Origin of the sequence: Cryobacterium sp. MDB2-A-1, assembly GCF_004402675.1 — a bacterium.
GTDB lineage: Bacteria > Actinomycetota > Actinomycetes > Actinomycetales > Microbacteriaceae > Cryobacterium > Cryobacterium glucosi.
The window spans coordinates 319,303-344,404 of record NZ_SOFK01000022.1; the positions used below are offsets into that span (position 1 = coordinate 319,303).

Genomic DNA, 25,102 nt, shown 5'->3' on the forward strand with positions numbered 1-25,102 from the left:
CCAGTTGCGCCGCTTCGCGCCAGGCATGCCGGGCGCGCACCGGCGCAACGGGCGCGCACGAGGCGGAAGGCCGCGCGGGCGGATGCGCGGCACAGGCTAGCCGGGAGGGGCGGTGCCGGCGAGGTCGGCGAGGGCGTCGTGGTACTGCCGGGTGCGGTAGTACTCTCCGTGGGTGCCGACCGCGCCCGTGTACCCGCTCGTATCGATCTCATCGGCGAACCGGTCGATCGGGTTGCCCGGCGCCCGGTTCGACCAGGCCGGGAAACCGAGCGGATCGGTCGCCCGCCACAGGCTGATCCAGCGCCGCACCGGCAACGCGGCAGCGGGCGAGGCCGCTTCCGGCACGGGCGGCGTCGCCAGCGCGTCGGCCAGCCACGGGTCCGTGCTCCACAGCCGGGGGCGCAGGCAGGGCAGGGTGCCGAGCACGTCCGGCCCGAGGATCTCGGGAAAGAACCGCCCGAAGTACGGCCGCACCTGCACGCCGAAGCTCAACAGCGTGACCCGGTCCCGCCGCGCCGACCAGTCCGGGTGCGCGGCGAGGGAGAAGAGGGCGGCGACCGCGACGACCGCGCCCATGCTGTGTGCTGCGAGCACGACCTCCCGCTGGCGCGGTGGTGTCCCTTCCTCCCTGCCGTCCAGCCACCAGAGCACCCGGCGGCAGACTTCGGGTACGGCCCGTTCGGTGTAGCAGGGAGCCCCGAGCGGATGCCCGGCGCGCGGCAGGAAACAGGCGAGGTCCCAGACGATCGCGAGCGGCCTCGTCGCCCGCCCGGGAGCCGGGGGGATGATGAGCCCGGCGAGGACGAGCACGGCGACGCCCGCCCATCCGGCCATCGACACGTCGAGCCACGCGAGCAGCCCGGGCGGTGCGGTGATGCCGCCGGTCGGGACGGACCCCGGTGCCGTTGCCGCGGCATCCGCCGGCAGCAGTCGGGGCACGACGGCGGTGAGAACCTCGGTCGCGAAGAGGGCGAGGAAGCCGGCCGAGGCGACGATCCCGGTGACCGGTTCGACGAGGTGCAGGCGAGCCGCGAGCGCGCGCTTGCGGTCGCGCACGGGGCGGAGCAGCGTCACGAGTTCGGCCTCGGATCCCGCCGGCATCGGGGTCTCGCCACCGGGGACGCCCGGGCCGTCGGGTCCACCGAAGCCGGGGTCTCCCGCGTGGCCGCCGTCCGCTCCCGCGGCGTCCGTTCCCGTACCGTCGCCGGACCCGGGCGAGAGGTCGTCCGGGCTCCACTCCGCGACGCGGGGGCCGACCCGGCGCGGCCGGATCAGGGCGCAGGCCACGGAGAGCGCCGCGACGGCGAGGAGCGCGAACGCGAGCCCGCCGAACCACGGGTACACGCCCGGCACGGTCAGGAGGGGCGTCGCCGGCGACCCTGCGGCATTCGTCGGCGCACCGAGGAGGGCGCTCGCACCGGCCCCGCCGTTCAGCCAGGTGCCGACCCCGACGGTGAGGAGGCTCGACAGGATGAGCCCGATGGCGAGCGCGAGGGTCAGGAACACGGCGGGCGCGAGGCCGTGCCACGCTTCGAACCGGAGCCGGCCGCGCGGGGCGGGGTAGCGGAACACGGCGCTCGCCACGACGCAGGCGAGCATGCCGCCGAGGAGTGCGAGCAGCGTGATCGAGGAGACCGGGGAGACGGAAGCAACCGCGGCTGCCGTGCCCTGGGCCGATCCGGGGGTCGCCGCCCCGTTGTCCCCAGGGGCGGGCGGGGCGAGCCCGAGGACGAGGAGCGCCGCGAGGTGTGTCACGATGCCGAGCAGCACGAGCGCGGTGTGCCACCGGGCGCCTGGAGTGCGCGCGATGGGCTCGACGGGAAGGGTGCGCGTGCAGACCGCGGTCACGAGGGCGGCCAGGAGCAGGGTCCCCGCGACCAGGAAGACGACGCCCGCCGCCGTTCCGGACGCGCCCGCGCGCACCCCGTCGCCCCCGCCGGCCAGGGCGGCGCAGGAGAGCAGCGAGGTGAGGCTCAGCCCGGCCGCGAGGTGGGCGAGCGAGAGCCGGTGCGTTTCACCGCGCCGATTCCAGAGGTGCGGGGACTCCAGCAGCGGCCGGGGCGTTTCGGCCGGCGTGCCGGGTCGCCCGTCCGCCGGGCGGGCGCCCGGTCGTGCCGCCGTTGGCGGCCGGGCGGCGAGATAGCGGTCGGCGACGTCATACCGCAGCCGCGCGCCGTTCGAGAGCTGCCAGATCCCGAGGATCATCGCGATCGGCGCGAGCGAGAAGACGGCCATCCGCTGCCCGGTCGTCCACGCGGCGAGGCCGCCGAGCGCGCCGGGCAGCCCGGAGCAGACCAGCGCCCCGTCGACGTAGCACTGCCGGGCGAGCAGGTCGATGCCGAGGTTCGCGACCGTCGCGACGAGCAGGAGCGTCAGCAGCACGCCGAACAGGCGGATGACCCCGGCCCGGACGCTGAGGCCGCGCGGCACCGCCTGGGTCGGGAGCCTCCAGCACCAGGCGGCAGCGTTGGCGATCGAGAACGGGAGCAGCAGGGCCCAGCCGATCCGGGCGAGTGCGGCGATGACCGCCCAGACCGGCCCGGCCCCACCGGGGGTGCTGCGCACCAGTCCGCCCCAGGAGTATGCCTCGCGGCGGATCCGGCGAGGGACGTAGCCGCGCTGCTCCGCGGCATCGGCTGCCCGGCGATGACGCCGGAGGGAATCTGGAGTCGGCGTCCAGAAGCTGCCGAGCACATCGCCGGCGGCGAGCTCGACCTCATCCGGCGGCAGGTCGAGCAGGGCGAACGGCGAGGTGTTGTTGATGCCGTGCACCCGCAGTTCGAGAACGTGCGGGGAAGCGGATGTCCTGAACGGTCCGGCCATGCGCGGTCCTTCCGGGCGGCGGGGGGTGTGGCTGGCATGGTACTGCCGTCCGGAAGGTTTGGCGAGGCAGGGGCATGTGGGACGCTAGAGTTTGAACTGGTCAGATTGTCTCGACGTCGAGCTACATTCGATGGCGGACGCTGTGCCGGCACACCCCTCGTACCCAGCAGGAACGCTAAGACGCGGATTGGACAAAGCAGCGTGGACCTTTACGAATATCAGGCAAGAGACCTGTTTGAGCAGTATGGAGTCCCGGTTCTGCCGGGCATCATCGCGGACACACCCGAGGAGGTGCGCGCCGCAGCGGAGAAGCTCGGCGGTGTCGTCGTCGTCAAGGCCCAGGTGAAGGTCGGCGGTCGCGGCAAGGCGGGTGGCGTCAAGGTCGCCAAGACCCCCGACGACGCCTTCGCGGCCGGCCAGGCGATCCTCGGACTCGACATCAAGGGCCACACCGTCAACCGGGTCATGGTCGCCGGCGGCGCGCGCATCAAGCAGGAGTTCTACTTCTCGGTGCTGCTCGACCGGTCCAACCGCTCGTACCTCTCGCTCGCGAGCTACGAGGGCGGCGTCGAAATCGAGGTTCTCGCCGTCGAGAAGCCCGAGGCGCTCGCCTATGTCGCGATCGACCCGAACCTCGGGATCGACCTCGAAACGGCCCGGCGCATCGCGGTCGAGGCGAAGTTCCCCGCCGAGCTCGTCGAGAAGGTCGCCCCGGTCTTCGTGCAGCTCTACAACGTTTTCAAGGGCGAGGACGCGACTCTCGTCGAGGTCAACCCGCTTGTCCTGACCGAAGAAGGCGACATCATCGCCCTCGACGGCAAGGTCACCCTCGATGAGAACGCCGGCTTCCGCCACCCGAAGCACGCCCTGCTCGAGGACGCGGCAGCCGCCGACCCGCTCGAGGCCAAGGCCAAGCTCAACGACCTCAACTACGTCAAGCTCGACGGTGTCGTCGGCGTGATCGGCAACGGCGCCGGTCTCGTGATGTCCACGCTCGACGTGGTCGCGTACGCGGGCGAGAACTTCGGCGGCGTCAAGCCGGCCAACTTCCTCGACATCGGCGGCGGAGCATCCGCTGAGGTCATGGCGGCCGGACTCGACGTCATCCTCGGCGACCCGCAGGTCAAGAGCGTCTTCGTCAACGTCTTCGGCGGCATCACCGCCTGCGACGCGGTCGCCCGCGGCATCGTCGGCGCGCTCGCCGAGCTCGGCAGCGCCGCGAACAAGCCCCTCGTCGTGCGCCTCGACGGCAACAACGTCGAGGAAGGCCGCCGCATCCTCACCGAGGCCAACCACCCGCTGGTCACCTTGGCCGCCACCATGGACGAGGGCGCCGCCAAGGCCGCCGAGCTCGCCTACGCCGCGAAGTAAGGGATTTTCGAACATGTCTATCTTCCTCAACAAGGACTCCAAGGTCATCGTCCAGGGCATCACCGGCGGTGAGGGCACCAAGCACACCGCCCTCATGCTCAAGGCGGGCACCCAGGTCGTCGGCGGCGTCAACGCCCGCAAGGCCGGCACCACCGTCGTTCACGGCGACGTCGAACTGCCCGTCTTCGGCTCGGTCGCCGAGGCGATCGAGAAGACCGGGGCGGATGTCTCGATCGCCTTCGTCCCGCCGGCCTTCACCAAGGACGCCGTCATCGAAGCCATCGACGCCGAGATCCCGCTGCTCGTCATCATCACAGAGGGCGTCCCGGTGCAGGACTCCGCCGAGTTCTGGGCATACGCCAAGGCCAAGGGCAACAAGACCCGCATCATCGGGCCGAACTGCCCCGGCATCATCACGCCGGGCGAAGCGCTCGTCGGCATCACGCCGGCGAACATCACCGGCAAGGGCCCGGTCGGCCTCGTCTCCAAGTCGGGCACCCTGACCTACCAGATGATGTACGAACTGCGCGACCTCGGCTTCTCGACCGCGATCGGCATCGGCGGCGACCCGATCATCGGCACCACGCACATCGACGCCCTCGAGGCCTTCGAGAACGACCCGGAGACCCTCGCGATCGTGATGATCGGCGAGATCGGCGGCGACGCGGAGGAGAAGGCGGCGGACTACATCCGGGCGCACGTCACCAAGCCCGTCGTCGGCTACGTCGCGGGCTTCACGGCGCCGGAGGGCAAGACCATGGGCCACGCCGGGGCGATCGTCTCCGACGGCGCAGGCACCGCCCAGGGCAAGAAGGAGGCCCTCGAGGCCGCAGGGGTCAAGGTCGGCAAGACGCCGAGCGAGACCGCGACCCTGCTGCGCGAGGTTCTCGCCGCACTGTAGACCGGCATCCGCTCGCAGAGCCAGAAGAGGGGGCCCGCCATCACGGCGGGCCCCCTTTTTTTCGCGCGTCACGGCGGGGGCGCGCGGGCCGGTCAGGCGGGCGAGGTAGGCTCCCACCGGATGAACCGCTTAACGACAGCCCTGCTCGCCGCACTCGAGGCGCTCATTGTCGTAGCCATCGGAGTGGGCGTCTCGCTGGTGCCCCTGACCATCCTGTGGGCCACCCAGTACGGCCTCGCGGTCGACTGGCTCGTCTTCTGGCGCGCTTCGGTCACGGTCTGGCTGCTCGGCAACGGCGTCGACCTCGCCGTCCAGCTCGACCCCACCGTCGTCGCCGCGCTCGGCCTGCCCGGCGCGGAGGCCCCCTTCTCGCTCACGATCGCGCTCCTCGGCTTCGCCGTGCTCGCCCTGTTCCTCGGCAGGCACACCGGCCGCCGCGCGGCGGACTCGCCGCACCGCTGGACCGGCGTCCTGACCGCGATCCCCGTCTACGGGCTGCTCGCGACCCTGCTCACCCTCACCGTCGGCACGGATGCCCTGCAGCCGTCGATCCCGCAGGGCGTGCTCCTGCCCACGGCCGTGTTCGCCGCCGGGGTGTTCATCGGCGCCCGCCACCGGACCGAGTCGCCAGAGCATCCGGTTGCCGGCCAGGCGCCTCACCTGCAGGGAGCTCCGGCTCACCCGGCTCCTGGTCGCCCGGCAACCGGCCGTCCGGCCTGGCTGCGCGCCCTTCCCGCGCTCCCGGCCCTTCCGCGGTCGCCCCGGCTGCCCGAGGTGCCCGCCGAATGGCGCTCGGTTCTGGCCGGAGCCCTCCGTGCCGGCTTCGGCGCCGCGACCGGAACGGTCGGCGTCGCGGCCCTCGCCGTCTTCGTGCTGATCCTCGGCAACTTCGCGACGATCATCGGCCTCTACGAGACCGTGCAGGCCGGGGTGATGGGCGGCATCACCCTGACGATCGCCCAGCTCGCGCTCATCCCCAACCTCGTGATCTGGGCGGCAGCCTGGTTCATCGGGCCCGGCATCGCCGTCGGCCTCGGGTCGAGCGTGTCCCCGGTCGGCACCGTCCTCGGCCCGGTACCCGGACTGCCGCTGCTCGGCGTGCTCCCGCACGGCAGCCTCGCCTTCGGGTTCCTCGGGCTGCTCGTGCCCGTTCTGATCGGCTATCTCACGGCTTTCGCAACCCGGCAGCGCCAGCACCGTGCGGGCGAGCCCGGCGCCGATCGCGGCCGGCTGGCTCTCACCGGAGCACTGGCCGGTGTCGTCGCCGGCATTGTCCTCGGATTGCTGGCCTGGTGGTCCGGAGGGGCCCTCGGTCCAGGCCGGCTCGTGGACGTCGGGCCGAACCCCTTGCTGGTCGGCGCTTTCGCCGCGCTCGAGGTCGGCGTCGCCGCTGTTCTCGGAATGCTGACGCCCCCGATCCGGCGGCGCGGGGCCACCTCCGGCGCCACGGCCCCCGCCGCGGCCCCACCGGCGAGGACCGGCAAACGATAGGCTCGTCCAGTGCTGTCATTGGTCGTATTGATTTCCGGCGGGGGATCCAACCTCCGTTCCCTCCTGGAAGCGTGCCAGGACGCCGAGTACCCGGCGCGGGTCGTCGCGATCGGGGCAGACAGGGACGCGGACGGCCTCGACCTCGGTGAAGAGTACGGCGTGTCCACCTTCACGGTTCCGTACAGCTCGTTCGAGTCGCGCGAGGAGTGGGGCGACGAACTGCTCGCCGTGATCCGGCAATGGACGCCGGATCTCGTCGTGCTCAGCGGCTTCATGCGTCTCCTGCCCGCCAAGGTCGTCGCCGCACTGACCCCGAACCTCCTCAACACGCATCCGGCCTACCTGCCCGAATTTCCAGGAGCCCACGGGGTGCGCGACGCGCTCGCCGCCGGCGTCCCCGAGACCGGAGCCAGCCTCATCGTCGTCGACACCGGTGTCGACGACGGGCCCATCGTCGCGCAGGAGCGGGTGCCGGTGCTTCAGGACGACACCGAGGACTCCCTGCACGCCAGGATCAAGATCGTCGAACGGCGCCTGCTCGTGCAGGCCGTTCTCGACATCGCCAACGGAAACACGAACCTCAAGGAGCACTCCCAGATATGAGCGGGCACAGCAACGACCAGAGCCTTTACCGCGAACGCGATGTCGTCCCGGTGCGGCGGGCGCTCATCTCGGTGAGCGACAAGACCGGCCTGGTCGAGCTTGCGGCGGCCCTCGTGGCGACCGGCGTCGAAATCGTGTCGACGGGGTCGACCGCGGCGAGCATCCGTGCCGCGGGCTTCGCCGTGACCGATGTCGCCGCCGTCACGGGCTTCCCGGAGTCCCTCGACGGGCGGGTCAAGACCCTGCACCCCGGAGTGCACGCCGGCATCCTCGCCGACCTGCGGCTCGCCGCCCACGAGGCCCAGCTCACCGAGCTCGGCATCGCGCCCTTCGAACTCGTCGTGGTGAACCTCTACCCCTTCGTCGAGACCGTGAACTCCGGCGCACCCGCTGCCGAGGTCATCGAGCAGATCGACATCGGCGGCCCCGCACTTGTGCGCGCCGCGGCGAAGAACCACCCGAACGTCGCGATCGTGGTCGACCCGGAGAACTACGGCGAGATCGTCACCGCCGTCTCCGCAGGGGGAACGACGCTCGAGCTGCGCCGCAAGCTCGCCTCGCTCGCCTTCGAGCACACGGCCGGCTACGACCTGAGCGTCTCCGCATGGTTCACCGAGAACGTCTACGACCAGTGGCAGGACGACACCGAGGCCCTCGATGAGGCCATCCTCGACGAGTTCGACGCCGTGATCGGCACCGCCTTCGACGACGAGGGCCCCTTCCCCGGCACCCTCGCGATCGAGGCCACCCGCGGCAGCGTGCTGCGCTACGGCGAGAACTCGCACCAGGCCGCCGCGCTCTACCTCGGCGAAGGCGGAGAGGGCATCGCCCAGGCGGTGCAGCGCCACGGCAAGGAGATGTCCTACAACAACTACGTCGACGCCGATGCCGCCGTGCGCGCGGCCTTCGACTTCGCCGAACCCGCCGTCGCCATCATCAAGCACGCCAACCCGTGCGGCATCGCCGTGGCCAACCCCAAGGCGCCGGATGCGATCGCCTCGGCCCACAAGCGGGCTCACGACTGCGACCCGGTCTCCGCATTCGGCGGGGTCATCGCGGCCAACCGAATCGTGACCCTCGGCATGGCCGAGACCGTCAGCCAGATCTTCACCGAGGTGCTCGTCGCACCCGGCTTCGAACCGGCCGCGTTCGAACTGCTCAGCCAGAAGAAGAACATCCGCCTGCTCGAGCTTCCGGAGAACTACCACCGTTCCTCGCTCGAGCTTCGCCAGATCTCCGGCGGTTTGCTCGTGCAGGAGACCGACTCGTTCGAAGACTTCGACTCCTCGACATGGACCCTTGCCGCCGGCGAGGAGGTCGACGCGGCCACCCGCGCCGACCTCGAGTTCGCGTGGAAGGCGTGCCGGTCCGTGAAGTCGAACGCGATCCTGCTCGCCCGCTCCGGGGCATCCGTCGGCGTGGGCATGGGCCAGGTCAACCGGGTCGACTCGTGCCACCTCGCGGTGCTGCGCGCCGGGGACAGGGCCGCGGGCTCCGTCGCGGCCTCCGACGCGTTCTTCCCGTTCGCCGACGGCCTGCAGGTCCTCCTCGAGGCCGGGGTCACCGCAGTCGTACAGCCAGGAGGTTCGGTGCGTGACCCGGAGGTCATCGCCGCTGCCGCAGAGGCCGGCGTCGCGATGTACTTCACCGGAGAGCGCCACTTCTTCCACTGATCCGCGGAGTCTCGTGTCAGCGGGGTCTGGCACGATGGAAGGGTCCGGTTCGCTAGTCGGCGGTCCGGTCGAAGGGACACCCGTGCCGCTGCTCGACGGTTTCATCGAACCCACCTTTCTGATCGCGTTCGTCGTCGCGGTGATCAGCGCCTTTGTGATCACCGCGATCGCCGCGCTCGTCTTCCGGATGGCCGCGCGCAAGCGGGCCTGGGCGCGCGCGTTCATCCGCCTGTGCCGGCGTCCCTTCCGGATTGTGATCCTGATCGGCGCCCTCTGGATCGTGACGTCCGTGTACCTGACGACGACGCCGGACCTGACCCTCGCGGTCGACTTCATCATGCGCGCCCTGTTCATCGCGGCGGCGACCTGGCTCGTCGCGGCCCTGATGTACTTCTTCGAGGAAGTCATCGCCGCGCGGTACCGCATCGACGTGCGGGACAACCGGGTGGCCAGGCGGGTGCGCACCCAGCTGCGGATGCTCCGCAGGATCAGCGTCGTCGTGGTCATCGTCTGCGCGATCGGCACGGTGTTGCTCAGCATTCCAGGGGCCGCTGCGGTCGGGGCGAGCCTCTTCGCCTCGGCGGGGCTCCTGAGCGTCGTCGCCGGCCTCGCCGCCCAGTCGAGCCTCGCCAACGTCTTCGCCGGCATGCAGCTCTCCTTCAGCAACGCCCTGCGCGTCGACGACGTCGTCATCGTCGAGAACGAGTGGGGCCGGATCGAGGAGATCACCCTCACCTACATCGTCGTGCACATCTGGGACGACCGCAGGATGGTGCTGCCCTCGACCTATTTCACGACGACGCCGTTCCAGAACTGGACGCGCCGCACGAGCGAACTGCTCGGCTCCGTCGAGTTCGACGTCGACTGGAGGGTCAGCACCGGGGCCATGCGCGAGGAACTGAACCGGATCGTCGCACAGACGGAGCTCTGGGACCGGCGCGTTGCCGTGCTGCAGGTGACGGATGCCGTCGGCGGCTTCGTCCGCATCCGCGTTCTGGTCTCGGCCGGGGACGCCGCGATGCTCTGGGACCTGCGCTGCATCGTGCGGGAGAACCTCGTCGAGTGGCTCGTCGCCGAGAACCCGGACGCACTCCCGCTCGGCCGCGTCGAGGTTCGGCAACCGGCCCGCCGCCCCACGACGTCGGCCACGGGCGCCGCGAGGGAACAACGCCCCGTCACCGAGGCACCCGGCCTGTTCTCCGGAGACTCCGAGGCCGTGCACCGCGGCGAGGAATTCACCCGCTCGATGCCGATCCAGGAGATCAGCGACCAGAAGCTCTGACCGGCGGGGCACCTGCGAGCGGTCGGCGAAGCCACACCCGGCGAGCCCATACACTGTCGGGATGGACATCCCCGCATTCGACCCCGCCGCTCGCCGGATCGCCCTGGTCCGTCGCCCCGCCGACAACCTCGCCGAGGGCCAGCTCACGCACATCGAGCGCGTCCCCGTCGACCTCGGGCTCGCTCGCACCCAGTGGGCCGGCTACGTCGCAGCGCTCGCCGCGGAGGGTTGGGACGTGATCGAGGTCGAACCGGCCCCGCTGCTCCCTGACTCGGTCTTCATCGAGGATGCCGTCATCTCCTTCGGCGACATCGCCGTGCTGACCAGCCCGGGGGCCCCGAGCCGCCGGGACGAGACCGCGGGGGCGGAGGCCGCCGTCCGCGGCCTCGGCATCCCGGTGCACCGCCTCGCGCTGCCCGGCACCCTCGACGGCGGCGACGTGCTCAAGATCGGCCGGACCGTGTACGTCGGCCGCAGCCTGCGCACGAACGACGCCGGCATCGACCAGCTCCGCGACATCCTGGTCCCGCGCGGTTACACCGTCGTCGCGGTCCCGATCAGCAAGGTGCTGCACCTCAAGTCCGCCGTCACCGCCCTGCCCGACGCGACCGTGATCGGCTATCCGCCCCTCGTCGACGACTCGACGGTGTTCGAACCCTTCCTGCCCGTCCCAGAGGAGTGCGGCACCGCCGTCGTTGTGCTGGCCCCGGACGCGGTGCTGATGTCGAGCGCGGCCCCGCGCTCGGCCGCCCTGTTCGCCGCCCGCGGCTACCGCGTCGTCACCGTCGACATCTCCGAATTCGAGAAGCTCGAGGGCTGTGTCACCTGCCTGAGCGTACGCATCCGCTGACCGGGAGTCCGCGGACCTGACTCTCAAAGAGGTGCTTGCGCCGACGCACGGTGGGGTCGTACTCTGGAAGGCTGCCTGACACGGGGAGCACAACGAGGATTCGACGCGCTCAGGAGGCCGACATGACACAGACAGCACAGCCACAGCTCGCTGGGAATGCGACCACCGGCGCTGGCTCTGCCGTGGGCGTCCACGACAACGCGGCCTAGCCACTCCATCCGCATCGCGCGTCGGCTCCCTCCTCCAGCACCCCGCCCGTAACCCGCAGCCCGCGACCGGCGTCCCGCCGTCGCGACCGTATGGAAGCGCCCAGCTTCCCGCCCGCCGTCGAACGCGACTCTGACGCGACTTCTTCGACTCCTCGACGCCCAGCGCACCCCGCTGGCGTCCATCGGCACCATGTATCCGAACAGGCTCCACAAGTGACCCAGATCACACCAACCACTCCCACCGAAACCACACCACCCACTCCCATGGACACGACTCCGAACCCACCGACCGCCTCGACGACACCCACCACACCTGCTGCCACGCCGGCGGCGACCCCTGAGCAGCCCGGGAAGCGGGCGAGTACGCTGCGCACCCTGCTGCGCCTCTTTCCCTACGTGCGGCCCGCGTTGCCCCGGCTCGTGCTGGGCATGATCGCCGCGCTCCTGGCCGCGGTCGTCGCCCTCGCGATCCCGCAAGTGCTGCAGGGCCTCGTCGACGGCGCCCTGTCCCGTCAGGACCCCGCCGGGATCTGGCCCGCGGTGCTGGTCGTCCTCGGCCTCGGCGTGCTCGAGGCCATCCTGATCGCCCTCCGCCGCTGGTTCGTCCTGGTCCCGGGCACCCACGTGGAGGCGAGCATGCGCAACGCGCTCTACGCGCGCCTGCAGGACCTGCCGGTTTCCTTCCACGATCGCTGGCCGAGCGGACAGCTCCTGTCCCGCGCGGTGAGCGACCTGAACCTGATCCGGCGCTGGATCTCCTTCGGCCTGGTCCTCCTGGTCGTCAATATCGTCACGATCGTGATCGGCGCCGCCGTGCTGGTCTCGATGAACTGGATCCTCGGCGTCGTTTTCATCGCCTGCTCGATTCCGCTCTGGATCGTCGGGTACCTGTTCGAGGAGAAGTACTCCGTCGTGGCCCGGCGCAGCCAGGACCAGGCCGGCGACCTCGCGACGGCCGTCGAGGAGTCCGTGCACGGCATCCGCGTGCTCAAGGCGTTCGGGCGCGGCGGTTTCGCGCTCAAGAACTTCTCGCAGCAGGCGGAAGACCTTCGTGGCACCGAGATCGAGAAGGCGCGCGCGATCGCCGGCATCTGGCTCTGGCTCCTGATGGTGCCCGATGTCGCGTTCGCGCTCTGCCTCGTGGTCGGAGTCTGGCTCGCCGCCCAGGGTGACCTCAGCGTCGGTGGCCTCGTCGCGTTCTTCGCGACGGCGACCGTGCTGCGCTGGCCGGTCGAATCGATCGGGTTCCTGCTGTCGATGACGTTCGACGCCCGCACGGCGACCGACCGGTATTTCGACGTGCTCGACGCCCCGAACAGCATCACGGACCCCGACAGGCCCGTCACGCTCGCCGAGCCGCGCGGCCGACTCGCCTTCGAGGACGTGCACTTCCGCTACCCCGACTCGCCGGCGCGCTTCCCCGACCTGCTCGACGGCGTCAACCTCGTGCTGCAGCCGGGGGAGACCATGGCCCTCGTCGGGCTGACCGGCTCGGGCAAGTCCACCCTCACCGCACTCACCACCCGCCTCTACGACGTCACCCAGGGCGCGGTCACGCTCGACGGTGTCGACGTGCGCTCGCTCGGCCGCGAAGACCTGCGCGGCCACCTCGCGATGGCGTTCGAGGATGCGACGCTGTTCTCGGCATCCGTGCGCGACAACGTGCTGCTCGGCAGGCCGGAGTTCGCCGAGCGGTCGGCGGCAGCGGATGCCGCGCTCGAGGAGGCCCTGCAGGTCGCGCAGGCCGGCTTCGTGCGTGACCTGCCCGACGGCGTCGACACCCTCGTCGGCGAGGAGGGCATGAGCCTCTCCGGCGGCCAGCGCCAACGGATCGCGCTCGCCCGCGCGGTCGCGGCGAAGCCGGCGGTGCTCGTGCTCGACGACCCGCTTTCCGCGCTCGACGTGGACACCGAGTCCCTCGTCGAGGCCGCCCTCCGCGAGGTGCTCGCCTCGACGACGGCGCTCATCGTTGCGCACCGGCCGTCGACGGTCACCCTCGCCGACCGGGTCGCCCTGCTCGAGGACGGCCGGATCACCGCGGTCGGCCGGCACTCCGATCTCCTGCGCACCAACGAGCACTACCGGTTCGTCATCTCGAGCCTCGAAGACGAAGAACGGCGCGACGCCACCAGGCAGGTCGCCAGGGACGAATCGGCCGCACGGACAGAACAGGCCACGCGAGAGGAGGCCGCACGATGAGCGTCACCGGAGTCGAAGGCGAAGAACGCAACAATTTCACCGCGTCCGAAAGCAAGCAGATCCGGGCGCGCTCGCTGCGCCTGCTCGGTTCCCTGCTCCGCCCGGTGCGCTGGCGGGTCACCGCGGCGATGCTCGTCGTGGTGCTCTCGACCGCGGCCCAGGTCGCCGGTCCCGCCCTCATTGCGTTCGGGATCGACAAGGGGCTGCCTGCCCTCCTCGCCCAGGACTGGCTTCCGCTCGCGGCGACCGGCGGGGTCTACCTCCTCACCGGCGTGATCGGGGCGATCCTGATCGCCTGGTACACGATGATGTCGGCCAGGATCAGCCAGGCAGTGCTGATCGACCTCCGCAAGCGGGTGTTCCTGCAGACCCAGCGGCTCAGCCTCGAGTTCCACGAGTCGTACACCTCCGGGCGGATCATCTCCCGGCAGACCAGCGACCTCGACGCGATCCGGGAACTGCTCGACTCGGGTATCAACCAGCTCGTGCAGGGCGTGTTGTACATGGCCTTCACGGCGATCGCGCTCGTGAGCCTCGACGGCGTCAGCGGGCTGGTGCTGCTCGGGTCCCTGCTGCCGCTGTTCGCGCTCACCCGCTGGTTCCAGGTGCGGTCGCAGACGTTGTTCCGGCGGTCGAGGACCGCATCGGCGAGCCTGATCGTGAAGTTCGTCGAAACCATGACGGGCATCCGCGCCGTCAAGGCGTTCCGGGCGGAGAGACGCAACGAGGAGGTCTTCGGCGAGCTCGTCGAGGACTACCGAAAGGTGAACGGCCGGGTGATCCAGCTGTTCGGCATCTTCGACCCCGGCCTCATCCTGATCGGCAACGTCGCGGTCGCCGTCGTGCTCCTGCTCGGCGGATTCCGCGTCGTCGACGGGCAGCTCGCGATCGGTGCGCTCCTCGCGGCGCTGCTCTACACCCGGCGGTTCTTCGATCCGATGGAGGAGATGGCGATGTTCTACAACTCGTACCAGTCCGCCGCGGCGGCGCTCGAGAAGATCTCCGGCGTGCTCGAGGAACTCCCCGGCGTGCCGGACCCGGTTGCCCCCGTCGACCTGTGGGAGGCGCGCGGCGCCGTCACCTTCACCGGGGTGCGCTTCGAGTACCAGTCCGACCGGGTGGTTCTGCCGACCTTCGATCTCGCGATTCCCGCCGGGCAGACGATCGCCCTCGTCGGCTCGACCGGGGCAGGCAAGTCGACGCTCGCGAAGCTGATGGCGCGGTTCTACGACCCCACCGACGGCCAGGTGCTGCTCGACGGGGTGGACCTGCGCCGGCTGCACCCCAAGGACCTCCGTCGCGCCATCGTGATGGTCACCCAGGAGGCGTACCTGTTCAGCGGTTCGGTCGCCGACAATATCGCGATCGGCAAACCCGACGCCTCTCCCGCAGAGATCGTGGCGGCGGCGCGTGCCGTCGGCGCGCACGAGTTCATCGAGAACCTTCCCGGCGGGTACGACACCGACGTGAACAAACGTGGTGGCCGGGTGTCCGCCGGGCAGCGCCAGCTGATCTCGTTCGCGAGGGCCTTCCTCGCCGACCCGGCGGTGCTGATCCTCGACGAGGCGACGTCCTCGCTCGATATCCCGAGCGAGCGGCTCGTGCAGCAGGCGCTGCAGACCCTGCTCGCCGACCGCACGGCCGTCATCATCGCGCACCGGCTGTCCACGGTCGCGATCGCAGACCGGGTGCTCGTGATGGAGCACGGGATCATCGTCGAGGACGGCGCGCCCGACGACCTGATCGACGGCACCGGACGGTTCGCCCAGCTGCACGCGGCCTGGCGGGAATCACTCGTGTAGCGGCATCCGCACGCGTTCACAGCGGATGCCGGTCCGCGAGAGTACGAAAATGGCCCCTTCGCTGCGCGCGAAGGGGCCATTTCTCCGCTCTCGCGGAACAGCCCGTCAGGAGGTGACGGTGAGGAAGAGGTCGCCGGCGGCAAGGTCGGCGCCCGCAGTGACGGCATCGGCGAGGGCGATGTTCTCGTGTGTGCGCTCGAGGATGATGACCGGCACGATGGGATTACGTCCGCCAGCCTCAACGGCCGCGGAGTCCCAGGTCACGATCACGTCGCCGGCTGCGACCTGATCGCCCTGCTTCGCCCGCAGAGTGAAGCCCTCGCCGCGGAGCTCGACGGTGTCGATGCCGAGGTGGACGAGGACGCCGATCCCGTCGGGGGAGAGGATCACAAAGGCGTGCGGGAAGACCTTGAGCAGCTTGCCGCTGATCGGCGCGATCGCGTCGACCATGCCCCGCAGAGGGTCGATCGCGGCGCCGGGACCCACGATCGCCTGGGCGAACGTGGGATCGGGGACCTCGGCGAGACCGACGGCGCGACCGGGGACGGGCGCGAGGACGACGACGGGCGTCACGAGGACGACGGGAGCCCCACGGCTCACAGGAGGTCTTCGATGTCTTCGGCGAGGTTGTCGGCCTCTGGTCCGACGACGACCTGGACGATGGTGCCGGACCGGAAGACGCCGTGGGCGCCGGCCGCCTTGAGCGCAGGCTCGTTCACGAGGGCGGGGTCCTTCACCTCGGTGCGCAGTCGGGTGATGCACGCCTCGATCTCGACGAGGTTGCCTGATCCGCCCAGGCCGGCGAGGATTTGCTCCGCTTTGGTGCTCATGGTGTTTCCTCCAGTGATGGTGGGCCGGGAACCGGCTGCAGCGGCTTGGATACGCGTGAAGCGTTCCGGCCGTGAGCCAAGTCTGCGCCCTGTCTGATTCGGTTTCGGGTGTTCTCGGAGAACCCGAGCGGCTGGGGGTCTTGACAAGCAGGGTGCCGCGGCTTCATCATCGAACTATTGGATCGTACCAGTACGGACCACAAAGCGAAAGTGGTCCTATGCTGGTATCTACACATCCCAACCTTTCGGAGGACGCAGCGAGATGACCGACATCGATGAGGCCCCGGTTCTGGAATCAGGACCGGTCTCCAAGCACGCCCAGCTGCGCTCGATCCTGGAGGAGCTGGTCGAGACCAGCCTCGCTCCCCACGCCGCGATCCCGCCGGAGCGGAAGCTCATGACGCGGTACGGAGTCAGTCGCTCGACCGTGCGCGAAGCGATCCGCCAGCTCGTCGAGGAGGGCGTGCTCTACCGGGTGCAGGGCAAGGGCACCTTCGTGGCCGGCGAACGCGTGCAGAGCGACCTGCACCTCGCGTCCTTCACGGAGGACATGCGCCGGCGCGGCCTCGTCCCCGCGACGATCGTGCGTTCGTCCCGGTTGGTCGAAGCGCCCCTCGCGGTACGGGCCGCCCTCGGACTCGGCGCGGGCGCCCAGGTACTGGAGATCGAAAGACTCCGGCTCGCCGACGGGGTGCCGATGGCACTCGAACGCGGCTACTACCCGGCAGAGCTGCTCCCCGACCTCGGCGCCAAAGACCTGACCCGGTCCCTGTACGCGACGTTCGCGACCGAATACGGCCTCCGGATCGACAACGCGGAACAGGCCGTCTGGGCGGAGGGCGCCGACGCCCTGCTCGCCGCCACCCTCGGCATCGCCGCCAACGCCCCCGTGATGGTCTTCCGTCGGACGTCGTCCGCCGGGTCCGCCTTCCTCGAACATGTCACCTCGTGGTACCGCGGCGACCGCTACCAGATCCACATGACGCTCAACCTGCAGCACCAGCCCTGACCCACAGACCACCCACGCAACATCCATACCGACAACGCACCACCAGGAGGAAATCAATGTCCAGCATCACCGTAGACGCCGGGACGAAACGGCCGTTCCCCGGCCTCGCGCAACTTCAACGAGTCGGTCGCAGCCTCATGCTGCCGATCGCCGCACTGCCCGCTGCCGGCCTTTTGCTCCGCCTCGGCCAGCCCGACCTGCTCGGGCGCATCCCGGGCTTCGAAACCGGGGCGGCCGTGATCGCCTCGGCGGGCGGTGCCCTCTTCGACGCGCTGCCGCTGCTCTTCGCGGTCGGCGTCGCGATCGGCTTCGCGAAGAAGTCCGACGGATCGACAGCCCTTGCCGCCGTCGTCGGCTACCTCGTCTTCTCCAAGGTCGGCGAGGCGATGTCGCCTCTGGTCCTCGGACTGCCCGCAGAGGGCGGGAAACAGGTGCTGGTCAATTACAGCGTGCTCGGCGGCATCCTGATCGGCATCACCTCCGCCTTGCTCTGGCAGCGCTTCCACCGGATCTCCCTACCGAGCTACCTGGCCTTCTTCGGCGGCCGCCGGTTTGTTCCGATCGTCACCGCAGGCACGGCACTCGTTCTCGGCGTCCTGCTGGCCTTCGTCTACCCCGCCTTCGCGACCGGTCTCTCCGGCTTCGGCGAGTTCGTCTCCTCCAACAACATCTGGGGCGGCTTCCTCTACGGCACGACCAACCGGCTGCTCATCCCCGTCGGCCTGCACCACATCCTCAACTCGGTGATGTGGTTCGTGATCGGCGACTTCAACGGCGCGCACGGTGACATCGCCCGGTTCTTCGCCGGCGACCCGACCGCCGGCTCCTTCATGACCGGATTCTTCCCGATCATGATGTTCGCGCTGCCGGCCGGAGCCCTCGCCATCTGGCAGGAGGCCAAGCCGTCCCAGAAGAAGATCGTCGGCGGCATCATGCTCTCCGGTGCGCTCACCGCCATGCTCACCGGCGTCACGGAGCCCCTCGAGTTCTCCTTCATGTTCGTCGCGTTCCCGCTCTACCTCATCCACGCGGTGCTGACCGGATCCTCGCTCGCCCTCGTGAACGCCCTCGGGATCAGGGACGGGTTCACCTTCAGCGCGGGCACGTTCGACTACGTGCTCAACTTCGGCCTGGCCGAGAAGCCGCTGCTGCTCATCCCGATCGGGCTCGCGTACGCCGGTATCTACTACTTCCTGTTCCGCTTCGTGATCCGCAAGTGGAACCTGAAGACCCCCGGTCGCGGCGAGGACGAGGTCCCCGACGCGACAGTGCCCGACTCCGCGTCGTCCACGACGGTCTAATCCCACCAACGCCGGGGTCGCGGGCGAGCCCGCGACCCCGGCAGCACCACCATGCACCATCATTGTGAAACTGGAGCAGAACATTGGCTGAAGTAATCGTCCTCGACACCGAGACCGCAGCGGGAACGCTTGCTGCGGCATCCATCCGTGCCCTGATCATGCGCAAGCCGGATGCCGTCCTCGGCCTGGCCACGGGGTCCACGCCGCTCTCCGTGTACGCGGCGCTCGCAGCCTCCCTCGCGGAGGAGCCCCTCGACATGTCCCGCGTGCGCGGTTTCGCCCTGGACGAATACGTCGGGCTGCCCGCAGGGCACCCGGAGAGCTACCGCGCCGTCATCACCCGCGACGTCGTCGTGCCCCTCGGCCTCGACCCCGCGAACATCCGTACCCCGAACGGCGACGTGGCCACCCTCGAGACCGCCGGACTCGACTACGAGGCCGCCATCGTCGCGGCCGGCGGCGTCGACGTGCAGATCCTCGGTATCGGGCAGACCGGTCACGTCGGCTTCAACGAGCCGGGTTCCTCCTTCGCGTCCGTCACGCGGATCAAGACCCTGACCGAGAAGACCCGGATCGACAACGCGCGCTTCTTCGCCTCTCCCGATGACGTGCCGATCCACTGCATGACCCAGGGCCTCGGCACGATTCGCCGCGCCAGGCACCTCATCCTGCTCGCGTTCGGCGAAGAGAAAGCGGATGCGATCGCGTCCGCCGTCGAGGGACCGGTCTCATCGAGCAAGCCCGGTTCGGTCATCCAGCTTCACCCGCACGTGACCGTCCTCGTCGACGAGGCCGCGGCATCCCGCCTCGCCAACCGGGACTACTACGCATACGCATACGCCCACAAGTACGCCTGGCAGGGAATCTAACCCCGTGGCCGACTCGATTCTGCTCAGCGCCGGCACGGTCGTCGCCGCGGACGCCGTGCACACCCCTGGCTGGGTCGAGGTCAGGGCCGGACGGATCATCGCCGTCGGCGCCGGCCTCCCGCCGCGCGTCGCCGATGCCCACTACCCGGACGGGATCCTCGCCCCCGGCTTCGTCGACGTGCACAATCACGGCGGCGGCGGATTCAGCTTCAACGATGCCGACACGGAGATCGCGGCGGCCGGGATCGCGGCGACCCACCGGGAACACGGCACGACCACGCTGATGGCGAGCCTCGTCACGGCACCGCTCGATGAGATGGAACGCCTGGTGGCCGGCCTCGCCGACCTCGTCGATTCCGGCCTGCTCGCAGGAATCCACCTCGAAGGACCCTGGCTGAGCCCGATCCATCGGGGCGCCCACACGGCGGAGCTGCTCCGGGTGCCCGACAGGGACAGCATCGACCGCCTCATGCGCGCCGGCCACGGCACGGTGCGCATGGTCACGATCGCCCCTGAGCTCCCTGGCGGGCTCGACGCCGTCCGGCGGATCGTCGGATACGGCGCGGTCGCCGCGATCGGCCACACCGACGCCAATGACGACATGACCAGGCAGGCGATCCAGGCGGGGGCCACGGCGGGCACGCATCTCTTCAACGCGATGCGTCCCCTGCACCATCGGGAACCCGGGCCGTCCCTCGCGCTGCTCGAGAACCCCGCCGTGTTCGCCGAACTGATCGCAGACGGGGTGCACCTGCATCCCGCGGTCGTCCGCTTCATCACGCAGAGCCCGTCGCGACCGGTGTTCGTGACCGACGCGATGGCCGCGGCCGGTGCGGACGAGGGCGAATACACCCTCGGCGGCCTCCCCGTCAGCGTGCTCGACGGTGAAGCGCGCCTCGCGGACGGGACGATCGCCGGCAGTGTCCTCACCCTGAGCGAGGCCGTCCGGTTCGCCGTGCACACGGCAGGGGTCGACCTCGCCACGGCGGTGCGAGCGGCCACGCAGAACCCGGCCGACATGATCGGCCTCACCGACTGCGGCCGCCTCGCCGCGGGGCAGCCGGCCGACCTGATCGTCCTCGATGCCGGGCTCTACGTCACCGCGACCATGCGGTCAGGCGACTGGTGCCTGCCGGCCTGAGCCGGCAGGGGAGACCGGCCTAGGCGAAGCCCCAGGCCTTCTCCTCGTCGCTCGAGGCGTCCGACAACGGGATGCCGATCAGCGGGCGCGGCGCCGGCCCGAGCGGGTGCAGGCTGGGATCGGGGGCGCGCACGGCCTGTTCCTTGAGCTCGACGAAGATCGCGTGGGTCGGCGTGGTGCCGATGTTCACGCCGGCGTGTTCCTGGGCAGGGAGCCAGGCGGTCTCGCCGGCCGGGAGTTCGACATCGACCTCCCTGCCTTCGAAGGAGAGCCTCCGGGAGTATGCGCTCAGCGTGATCATCACGCTGTCTGGGTGCTCGTGCGGGTTGGTGGTGTCGCCGGGGGCATCAAGGAATTCGAGCACGCGAACGCGGTCGTTTTCGAGCAATACCCGGTAGACGCCGGGATCCGTCACGAGCGGATCGAGGGACTGTGTGGCGTTCTGTTCACTGGACATGCCGCACGCTAACACCGTTTGCCTGCGGCGCGCTAGGAGAAGCCCCAGACGTTCGCCTCATCGTCGGTGTCCGGCGTCGACGGTGCGGCGGACTGCGGCCCGAGCGGCCGCTCGTCCGTGCGCCCTCGGGGATGCCGCGAAGGCTCCTTGAGTTCGATGAAGATCGAGTGCGTGTCGGTATGGCCGGTGTTCGCACCGGTGTGTTCCTGGGCGGGAAGCCATCGTGCGACCCCGGCGGGAAGCTCGACGTCGACGGCGCGGCCGTCCGACGAGATCCGCCGGCTGAATTCGCTCAGGGTGACCATGACACTGTCCGGATGCCGGTGCGGCGCGGTCGCGGCACCGGGCGTGTCCCGGTATTCGAGGACGCGTACCCGCTCATTCTCGAGGATCACCCGGTAGAGGCCGGGATTGGTGACGACGGGGTCCTGAAAGCCTTCTGCACTGTCCATGCGGGCACCGTACCCGGTGCCGGCGGTGCCCGCGAGGGGCAGGTCAGGTCGGTGACCAGCGCGCAGCCCGGTAATCGACCCGGTAGCCGGACTCCGCGGTGCCCAGGAGGACGAGCGGGGTGCCTTCTTCGCGGTAGTGCGGCAGCGCCCTGGCCTCGTGCGCGACCGGCGGGTGGCCGCCGGCCCGGACCACCCGCCACCAGGGGACATCCGCCCCATAGTGCGCCATGATCTGGCCGACGACACGGGCGCCGCGAGAGCCGAGCACCGCCGCGACGTCGCCGTAGGTCATCACCCGCCCGGCGGGAATCGAGTCGACGATGCCGAGGACATGCGTGACGAAGTCGCTGTCGGGGGCGAGGCGCATGGCCGGCGGAACCGTCTGGCCGCTACAGCTTGAGCGAACCGATCATCTCGCCGTATGCCGTCTCGCCGATGTCGACGAAGCCGATCCGGTGGAAGAACGACTCCGGTCCTTCTTCGCCGGGTTCCCAGATCACGGTGATGTGGTCGAAGCCCCGCTTCCTGGCCTCCTGGGCGAGTGACTCCGCTGCGAATTTGCCGACGCCCTTGCCCTGGGCGCTCGCGTCTACGTTGATCCTCCAGATGCAGGCCCGGAATTCCTCGTGCTCCGAATCGGGGTCGAAGTTGCCGTGGATGAACCCGGCCACCTCGCCGTCGAGCAACACGACGCGCTGCCACGCGGTCGCGGGATTGATCACGGAAGCCGCCACCGCATAGGAGACGGGAGCGATGTACAGCTCCTGGCCCGGTTTGAGACTGAGGCTATTGGCCGCAACAATGTTGCGTGCGGACAGTTCTTCCAGACGTAGTTCACCCATGGCAACAGGCTAACCTGCGGCTGACCGGCGTGGTAGTCGGGTTTTGTGCGCCGGGCAGGACCGGACCGAAAACTGTCTCGATGTCGAGACAGTTGCGGGGGCCTTGTAGAATTGGCTCGGCCACGTGGCCGGTACCATTCTGAGGAGAATTCATTGGCGAAGATCAAGGTTGAAGGCACCGTCGTCGAGCTCGACGGGGACGAGATGACGCGCATCATCTGGCAGGCCATCAAGGACACGCTCATCCACCCGTACCTCGACATCGACCTCGAGTACTACGACCTGTCGATCCAGAAACGCGATGAGACCGACGACCAGATCACGATCGACGCTGCCCACGCCATCCAGAAGCACGGCGTCGGCGTGAAGTGCGCGACCATCACCCCGGACGAGGCCAGGGTCGAGGAATTCGGCCTCAAGAAGATGTGGGCGTCTCCCAACGGCACGATCCGCAACATCCTCGGCGGCACGATCTTCCGTGAGCCGATCATCATTTCCAACATCCCGCGCCTGGTGCCCGGCTGGAACAAGCCGATCATCATCGGCCGCCACGCCTTCGGCGACCAGTACCGCGCCACGAACTTCCGCTTCGAGGGGGAGGGCACGCTCAGCATGACCTTCACGCCGAAGGACGGCTCGGAGGCGCAGACCTTCGAGGTCTTCCAGTCCCCGGGCAGCGGTGTCGCGATGGGCATGTACAACCTCGACAGCTCGATCCGTGACTTCGCCCGTGCCTCGCTCAACTACGGCCTCGTGCGGAACTACCCGGTCTACCTGTCGACCAAGAACACCATCCTCAAGGCATACGACGGCCGGTTCAAGGACATCTTCCAGGAGATCTTCGACACCGAGTTCAAGGCCCGCTATGAGGCTGCCGGCCTCACCTACGAGCACCGCCTGATCGACGACATGGTCGCATCCGCCATGAAGTGGGAAGGCGGCTACGTCTGGGCCTGCAAGAACTACGACGGCGACGTGCAGTCGGACACCGTCGCGCAGGGCTTCGGCTCGCTCGGCCTGATGACGAGCGTGCTCTCCACTCCCGACGGCAAGGTCGTTGAGGCAGAGGCAGCGCACGGCACCGTGACCCGCCACTACCGCCAGCACCAGCAGGGCAAGCCCACCTCGACGAACCCGATCGCCTCGATCTATGCCTGGACCCGCGGCCTCTCGCACCGGGCCAAGCTCGACGGCAACCCGGCGCTCGCCGAGTTCGCCGAGACCCTCGAGGACGTCGTCATCAAGACCGTCGAAAGCGGCCAGATGACCAAGGACCTCGCATTGCTGGTCGGCCCGGAGCAGGGCTACCAGACGACCGAGGAATTCCTCGCCGCCATCGCGACGAACCTGCAGACGCGCCTGGCCTAACCGGCCCCGCTCGTCCGGGAGAGGCCCTCGACCCCTGGGGTCGGGGGCCTCACCCGTGTGCCGATCACAACGGTCCCGTCGACGTCGTCGTGGTGCGCGGTACGGGGGAGCAGGCCGTTCCTGGCGAACAACGCGCTCGTCACCGGCGCCTGGCGCGCACTCGTCTCGATCAGGAGATGGCCGCCGGGGGCGAGCCAGCCTGCCGCCGCCGCCGCGACCCTTCGCTGCACGTCGAGCCCGTCAGAACCGCCGTCGAGCGCCAGCCGGTGCTCGTGCACCCGGGCCTCCGGCGGCATCCGCTCGATGGAGCCGGTCGGCACGTATGGCGCGTTGACGAGCAGGAGCGCGATCCGACCGCGCAGGGCCAGGGGCAGGGGGGCGAAAAGATCGCCCTCGACCACGGTTCGGCCAGGGAGGTTGACGCGGGCGCAGCGGACTGCGACCGGGTCGAGGTCCGCCGCCAGGAGGTCGAGCCCCAGCCCCGGCAGGGCCGAGAGCAGGGCGGCACCGACCGCTCCCGTGCCGCAGCAGAGGTCGACGACGATCGCACCGGGACCGGCGAGCCCTGCGGCCTCGCGCACAAGCGCCTCCGTGCGTCGCCGCGGCACGAAGACCCCGGGTTCGACGTGCACCCGCAGCCCGCAGAACAGCGCCCAGCCGAGGACGTACTCGAGCGGCTCCCCGCCCACCCTGCGCTCGAGCAGGTCCTCGAGCTCGTCCGCCGACCGGGCCTCGCCAACGAGGAGCTCCGCTTCCTCCTCGGCGAAGACGCATCCCGCCGCGCGGAGGCGTTCGACGACGCCGGGGAAGGCCGCGGCGGGATCGACAGGGGACATCGGAACCTTTCGGGTATTGCGCGCGGCATACGCACGGGAGTCGAATGCCCATAAAATCAGTGCAGGAGACATAGTTTCTCACCTGGACGAGAAAGCGACGCGGCATGGCACCTGAATGGCATTCGGTGTCCCGCACGCGACCCTCGCGTCGGATGCGGCGCCGCGGATGAACGCCATGGAACGGATCATCGACGAGGGCCTCCTCATCGCCCTCTCCGCGGTGCGGATGGCCGTGAAGAACCACATCATCGTCGGGGCTCTCCGCGAGCACGACAACTTCGACGAATCGTCCTACCAGACGGTCGCGCGCGATGAACTGCTCCTTCTTGCGGCGCAGAACGAAGAGGATGCCGCCCGCGTCGCGCAGGAAAGACGGGAACTCGCGTCCCGGCGCTGGTCGCAGGGCTTCACCGAGGATGAGCGGCTCGACATCGGCAGGCTCGGCCGCCGTCGTCGCGCCCACAAGGGTCTCGCCCTCATCCTGCACGCGGTCGCGGACGACGACAAGAAACTGGCCGCGATCGTCGAGGACGCGCAACACGACGCGAGTTATGAGATCCGGAAGGCCCTCGCCGCACGCCTGATCCGCCAGACGATCGACGGCCACGCCCCTGGCTACGCGCGGATGCGTGAGGAGCGGATCAAATACCTGCTCGCGATCGACTTCGCGATGCTTCGGGACCGGACATCCGGAACGAATCCATAGCGATTCTTCGGTTTTCACTCTGGCGGCTCACCTAGGATTGAAACAATTCAGGTCGTTGCTCTTGCTCCATTTTTCCCGCCCGATTTC

23 protein-coding genes are annotated in these 25,102 nt (G+C 69.5%); 15 read left to right on the top strand and 8 right to left on the bottom strand.

What is annotated here, in order from left to right; all coding sequences use genetic code 11:
• Nucleotides 1-96: 96 nt before the first annotated feature.
• Nucleotides 97-2,823, bottom strand: a complete 2,727-nt coding sequence (locus tag E3O39_RS18930) for a hypothetical protein (RefSeq protein WP_166787422.1) — start codon at nt 2,821-2,823, stop codon at nt 97-99.
• Between the two features lie 201 nt (nt 2,824-3,024).
• Between E3O39_RS18930 and sucC the strand changes: the two genes are divergently transcribed.
• The 9 genes from sucC to E3O39_RS06510 all read left to right on the top strand — a co-directional run bounded on the left by sucC (nt 3,025) and on the right by E3O39_RS06510 (nt 15,204).
• Entirely contained in the window at nt 3,025-4,194 is a 1,170-nt protein-coding gene (gene sucC, locus E3O39_RS06470; RefSeq protein WP_134449962.1) for an ADP-forming succinate--CoA ligase subunit beta, read from the top strand.
• A 13-nt stretch (nt 4,195-4,207) separates the two neighbouring features.
• Nucleotides 4,208-5,095: a succinate--CoA ligase subunit alpha gene (sucD, locus tag E3O39_RS06475; protein ID WP_134449963.1), complete on the top strand. Its 888-nt coding sequence runs from the start codon at nt 4,208-4,210 to the stop codon at nt 5,093-5,095.
• 120 nt (nt 5,096-5,215) lie between these two features.
• On the top strand, nt 5,216-6,586 hold the full coding sequence (locus tag E3O39_RS06480; RefSeq protein ID WP_174774838.1) for a DUF6350 family protein: 1,371 nt from the start codon (nt 5,216-5,218) through the stop codon (nt 6,584-6,586).
• Nucleotides 6,587-6,595: 9 nt separating this feature from the next.
• Nucleotides 6,596-7,189 carry a phosphoribosylglycinamide formyltransferase gene (purN, locus tag E3O39_RS06485; protein ID WP_134449964.1) on the top strand — a complete coding sequence of 198 codons (594 nt, stop codon included), beginning with the start codon at nt 6,596-6,598 and terminating at the stop codon, nt 7,187-7,189.
• Nucleotides 7,186-8,862, top strand: coding sequence for a bifunctional phosphoribosylaminoimidazolecarboxamide formyltransferase/IMP cyclohydrolase (gene purH, locus E3O39_RS06490; RefSeq protein WP_134449965.1), 1,677 nt, complete (start codon nt 7,186-7,188; stop codon nt 8,860-8,862). The genes purN and purH overlap by 4 nt, the downstream gene beginning before the upstream one ends.
• Before the next feature lie 82 nt (nt 8,863-8,944).
• Nucleotides 8,945-10,144, top strand: a complete 1,200-nt coding sequence (locus tag E3O39_RS06495; protein WP_241984993.1) for a mechanosensitive ion channel family protein — start codon at nt 8,945-8,947, stop codon at nt 10,142-10,144.
• A 61-nt stretch (nt 10,145-10,205) separates the two neighbouring features.
• Nucleotides 10,206-10,994 (top strand): dimethylargininase, encoded by a 789-nt coding sequence (gene ddaH / locus E3O39_RS06500; protein ID WP_134449966.1) that lies wholly within the window; start codon nt 10,206-10,208, stop codon nt 10,992-10,994.
• A 473-nt stretch (nt 10,995-11,467) separates the two neighbouring features.
• Entirely contained in the window at nt 11,468-13,402 is a 1,935-nt protein-coding gene (locus E3O39_RS06505) for an ABC transporter ATP-binding protein (protein WP_134450088.1), read from the top strand.
• Nucleotides 13,399-15,204 carry an ABC transporter ATP-binding protein gene (locus E3O39_RS06510; protein ID WP_134449967.1) on the top strand — a complete coding sequence of 602 codons (1,806 nt, stop codon included), beginning with the start codon at nt 13,399-13,401 and terminating at the stop codon, nt 15,202-15,204. Before E3O39_RS06505 ends, E3O39_RS06510 begins: the two co-directional genes overlap by 4 nt.
• A 105-nt stretch (nt 15,205-15,309) precedes the next feature.
• Here the strand turns inward: E3O39_RS06510 and E3O39_RS06515 are convergent, their stop codons facing one another.
• The gene (locus tag E3O39_RS06515; RefSeq protein ID WP_241984994.1) at nt 15,310-15,804 is read right to left on the bottom strand and encodes a PTS glucose transporter subunit IIA; all 495 of its coding nucleotides are present in this window, start codon (nt 15,802-15,804) and stop codon (nt 15,310-15,312) included.
• Nucleotides 15,801-16,034: a glucose PTS transporter subunit EIIB gene (locus E3O39_RS06520; RefSeq protein WP_134449968.1), complete on the bottom strand. Its 234-nt coding sequence runs from the start codon at nt 16,032-16,034 to the stop codon at nt 15,801-15,803. Before E3O39_RS06520 ends, E3O39_RS06515 begins: the two co-directional genes overlap by 4 nt.
• 262 nt (nt 16,035-16,296) lie before the next feature.
• Here E3O39_RS06520 and E3O39_RS19750 point away from each other — a divergent pair, with 262 nt between their 5' ends.
• From E3O39_RS19750 to nagA, 4 genes are all read left to right on the top strand, one after another.
• A complete protein-coding gene (locus E3O39_RS19750; RefSeq protein ID WP_134449969.1) occupies nt 16,297-17,043 on the top strand; it encodes a GntR family transcriptional regulator in 747 nt (248 codons plus the stop codon).
• A gap of 56 nt (nt 17,044-17,099) precedes the next feature.
• Complete coding sequence (locus E3O39_RS06530) at nt 17,100-18,344, top strand: PTS transporter subunit EIIC (protein WP_134449970.1); 1,245 nt, start codon at nt 17,100-17,102, stop codon at nt 18,342-18,344.
• A gap of 83 nt (nt 18,345-18,427) precedes the next feature.
• On the top strand, nt 18,428-19,213 hold the full coding sequence (locus tag E3O39_RS06535) for a glucosamine-6-phosphate deaminase (RefSeq protein WP_134449971.1): 786 nt from the start codon (nt 18,428-18,430) through the stop codon (nt 19,211-19,213).
• A gap of 4 nt (nt 19,214-19,217) precedes the next feature.
• Nucleotides 19,218-20,354 (top strand): N-acetylglucosamine-6-phosphate deacetylase, encoded by a 1,137-nt coding sequence (nagA, locus tag E3O39_RS06540; RefSeq protein ID WP_241984995.1) that lies wholly within the window; start codon nt 19,218-19,220, stop codon nt 20,352-20,354.
• A 19-nt stretch (nt 20,355-20,373) separates the two neighbouring features.
• Here nagA and E3O39_RS06545 read toward each other — a convergent pair whose 3' ends face one another.
• From E3O39_RS06545 to E3O39_RS06560, 4 genes are read right to left on the bottom strand one after another with little or no spacing between them, the layout of a single operon-like run.
• Nucleotides 20,374-20,811 carry a cupin domain-containing protein gene (locus E3O39_RS06545; protein ID WP_198413389.1) on the bottom strand — a complete coding sequence of 146 codons (438 nt, stop codon included), beginning with the start codon at nt 20,809-20,811 and terminating at the stop codon, nt 20,374-20,376.
• A gap of 32 nt (nt 20,812-20,843) precedes the next feature.
• On the bottom strand, nt 20,844-21,263 hold the full coding sequence (locus E3O39_RS06550) for a cytoplasmic protein (protein ID WP_198413390.1): 420 nt from the start codon (nt 21,261-21,263) through the stop codon (nt 20,844-20,846).
• Between the two features lie 43 nt (nt 21,264-21,306).
• Nucleotides 21,307-21,630, bottom strand: coding sequence for an MGMT family protein (locus tag E3O39_RS06555; protein ID WP_134449972.1), 324 nt, complete (start codon nt 21,628-21,630; stop codon nt 21,307-21,309).
• A gap of 22 nt (nt 21,631-21,652) precedes the next feature.
• Entirely contained in the window at nt 21,653-22,105 is a 453-nt protein-coding gene (locus tag E3O39_RS06560; RefSeq protein WP_134449973.1) for a GNAT family N-acetyltransferase, read from the bottom strand.
• Nucleotides 22,106-22,258: 153 nt separating this feature from the next.
• On the opposite strand from E3O39_RS06560, the gene E3O39_RS06565 reads away from it, so the two are divergent.
• Nucleotides 22,259-23,473, top strand: a complete 1,215-nt coding sequence (locus E3O39_RS06565; protein WP_134449974.1) for an NADP-dependent isocitrate dehydrogenase — start codon at nt 22,259-22,261, stop codon at nt 23,471-23,473.
• On the opposite strand, the gene E3O39_RS06570 is transcribed toward E3O39_RS06565, so the two are convergent.
• Complete coding sequence (locus tag E3O39_RS06570; protein WP_134449975.1) at nt 23,470-24,309, bottom strand: putative protein N(5)-glutamine methyltransferase; 840 nt, start codon at nt 24,307-24,309, stop codon at nt 23,470-23,472. The genes E3O39_RS06565 and E3O39_RS06570 overlap by 4 nt on opposite strands.
• 115 nt (nt 24,310-24,424) lie before the next feature.
• On the opposite strand from E3O39_RS06570, the gene E3O39_RS06575 reads away from it, so the two are divergent.
• Nucleotides 24,425-25,015 carry a hypothetical protein gene (locus E3O39_RS06575; protein ID WP_134449976.1) on the top strand — a complete coding sequence of 197 codons (591 nt, stop codon included), beginning with the start codon at nt 24,425-24,427 and terminating at the stop codon, nt 25,013-25,015.
• Nucleotides 25,016-25,102 lie beyond the last annotated feature (87 nt).

Excerpts from the sequence above, each read along its gene's own strand:
- E3O39_RS06575 (WP_134449976.1), top strand. The coding sequence starts at position 24,425 with ATGGCATTCGGTGTCCCGCACGCGACCCTCGCGTCGGATGCGGCGCCG.
- E3O39_RS06560 (WP_134449973.1), bottom strand. The coding sequence starts at position 22,105 with ATGGGTGAACTACGTCTGGAAGAACTGTCCGCACGCAACATTGTTGCG.
- E3O39_RS18930 (WP_166787422.1), bottom strand. The coding sequence starts at position 2,823 with ATGGCCGGACCGTTCAGGACATCCGCTTCCCCGCACGTTCTCGAACTG.
- E3O39_RS06530 (WP_134449970.1), top strand. The coding sequence starts at position 17,100 with ATGTCCAGCATCACCGTAGACGCCGGGACGAAACGGCCGTTCCCCGGC.
- E3O39_RS06570 (WP_134449975.1), bottom strand. The coding sequence starts at position 24,309 with ATGTCCCCTGTCGATCCCGCCGCGGCCTTCCCCGGCGTCGTCGAACGC.
- E3O39_RS19750 (WP_134449969.1), top strand. The coding sequence starts at position 16,297 with ATGACCGACATCGATGAGGCCCCGGTTCTGGAATCAGGACCGGTCTCC.
- E3O39_RS06505 (WP_134450088.1), top strand. The coding sequence starts at position 11,468 with ATGGACACGACTCCGAACCCACCGACCGCCTCGACGACACCCACCACA.
- E3O39_RS06555 (WP_134449972.1), bottom strand. The coding sequence starts at position 21,630 with ATGCGCCTCGCCCCCGACAGCGACTTCGTCACGCATGTCCTCGGCATC.
- E3O39_RS06510 (WP_134449967.1), top strand. The coding sequence starts at position 13,399 with ATGAGCGTCACCGGAGTCGAAGGCGAAGAACGCAACAATTTCACCGCG.
- E3O39_RS06545 (WP_198413389.1), bottom strand. The coding sequence starts at position 20,811 with ATGTCCAGTGAACAGAACGCCACACAGTCCCTCGATCCGCTCGTGACG.
- sucD (WP_134449963.1), top strand. The coding sequence starts at position 4,208 with ATGTCTATCTTCCTCAACAAGGACTCCAAGGTCATCGTCCAGGGCATC.
- E3O39_RS06520 (WP_134449968.1), bottom strand. The coding sequence starts at position 16,034 with ATGAGCACCAAAGCGGAGCAAATCCTCGCCGGCCTGGGCGGATCAGGC.
- E3O39_RS06550 (WP_198413390.1), bottom strand. The coding sequence starts at position 21,263 with ATGGACAGTGCAGAAGGCTTTCAGGACCCCGTCGTCACCAATCCCGGC.
- ddaH (WP_134449966.1), top strand. The coding sequence starts at position 10,206 with ATGGACATCCCCGCATTCGACCCCGCCGCTCGCCGGATCGCCCTGGTC.
- E3O39_RS06480 (WP_174774838.1), top strand. The coding sequence starts at position 5,216 with ATGAACCGCTTAACGACAGCCCTGCTCGCCGCACTCGAGGCGCTCATT.
- purH (WP_134449965.1), top strand. The coding sequence starts at position 7,186 with ATGAGCGGGCACAGCAACGACCAGAGCCTTTACCGCGAACGCGATGTC.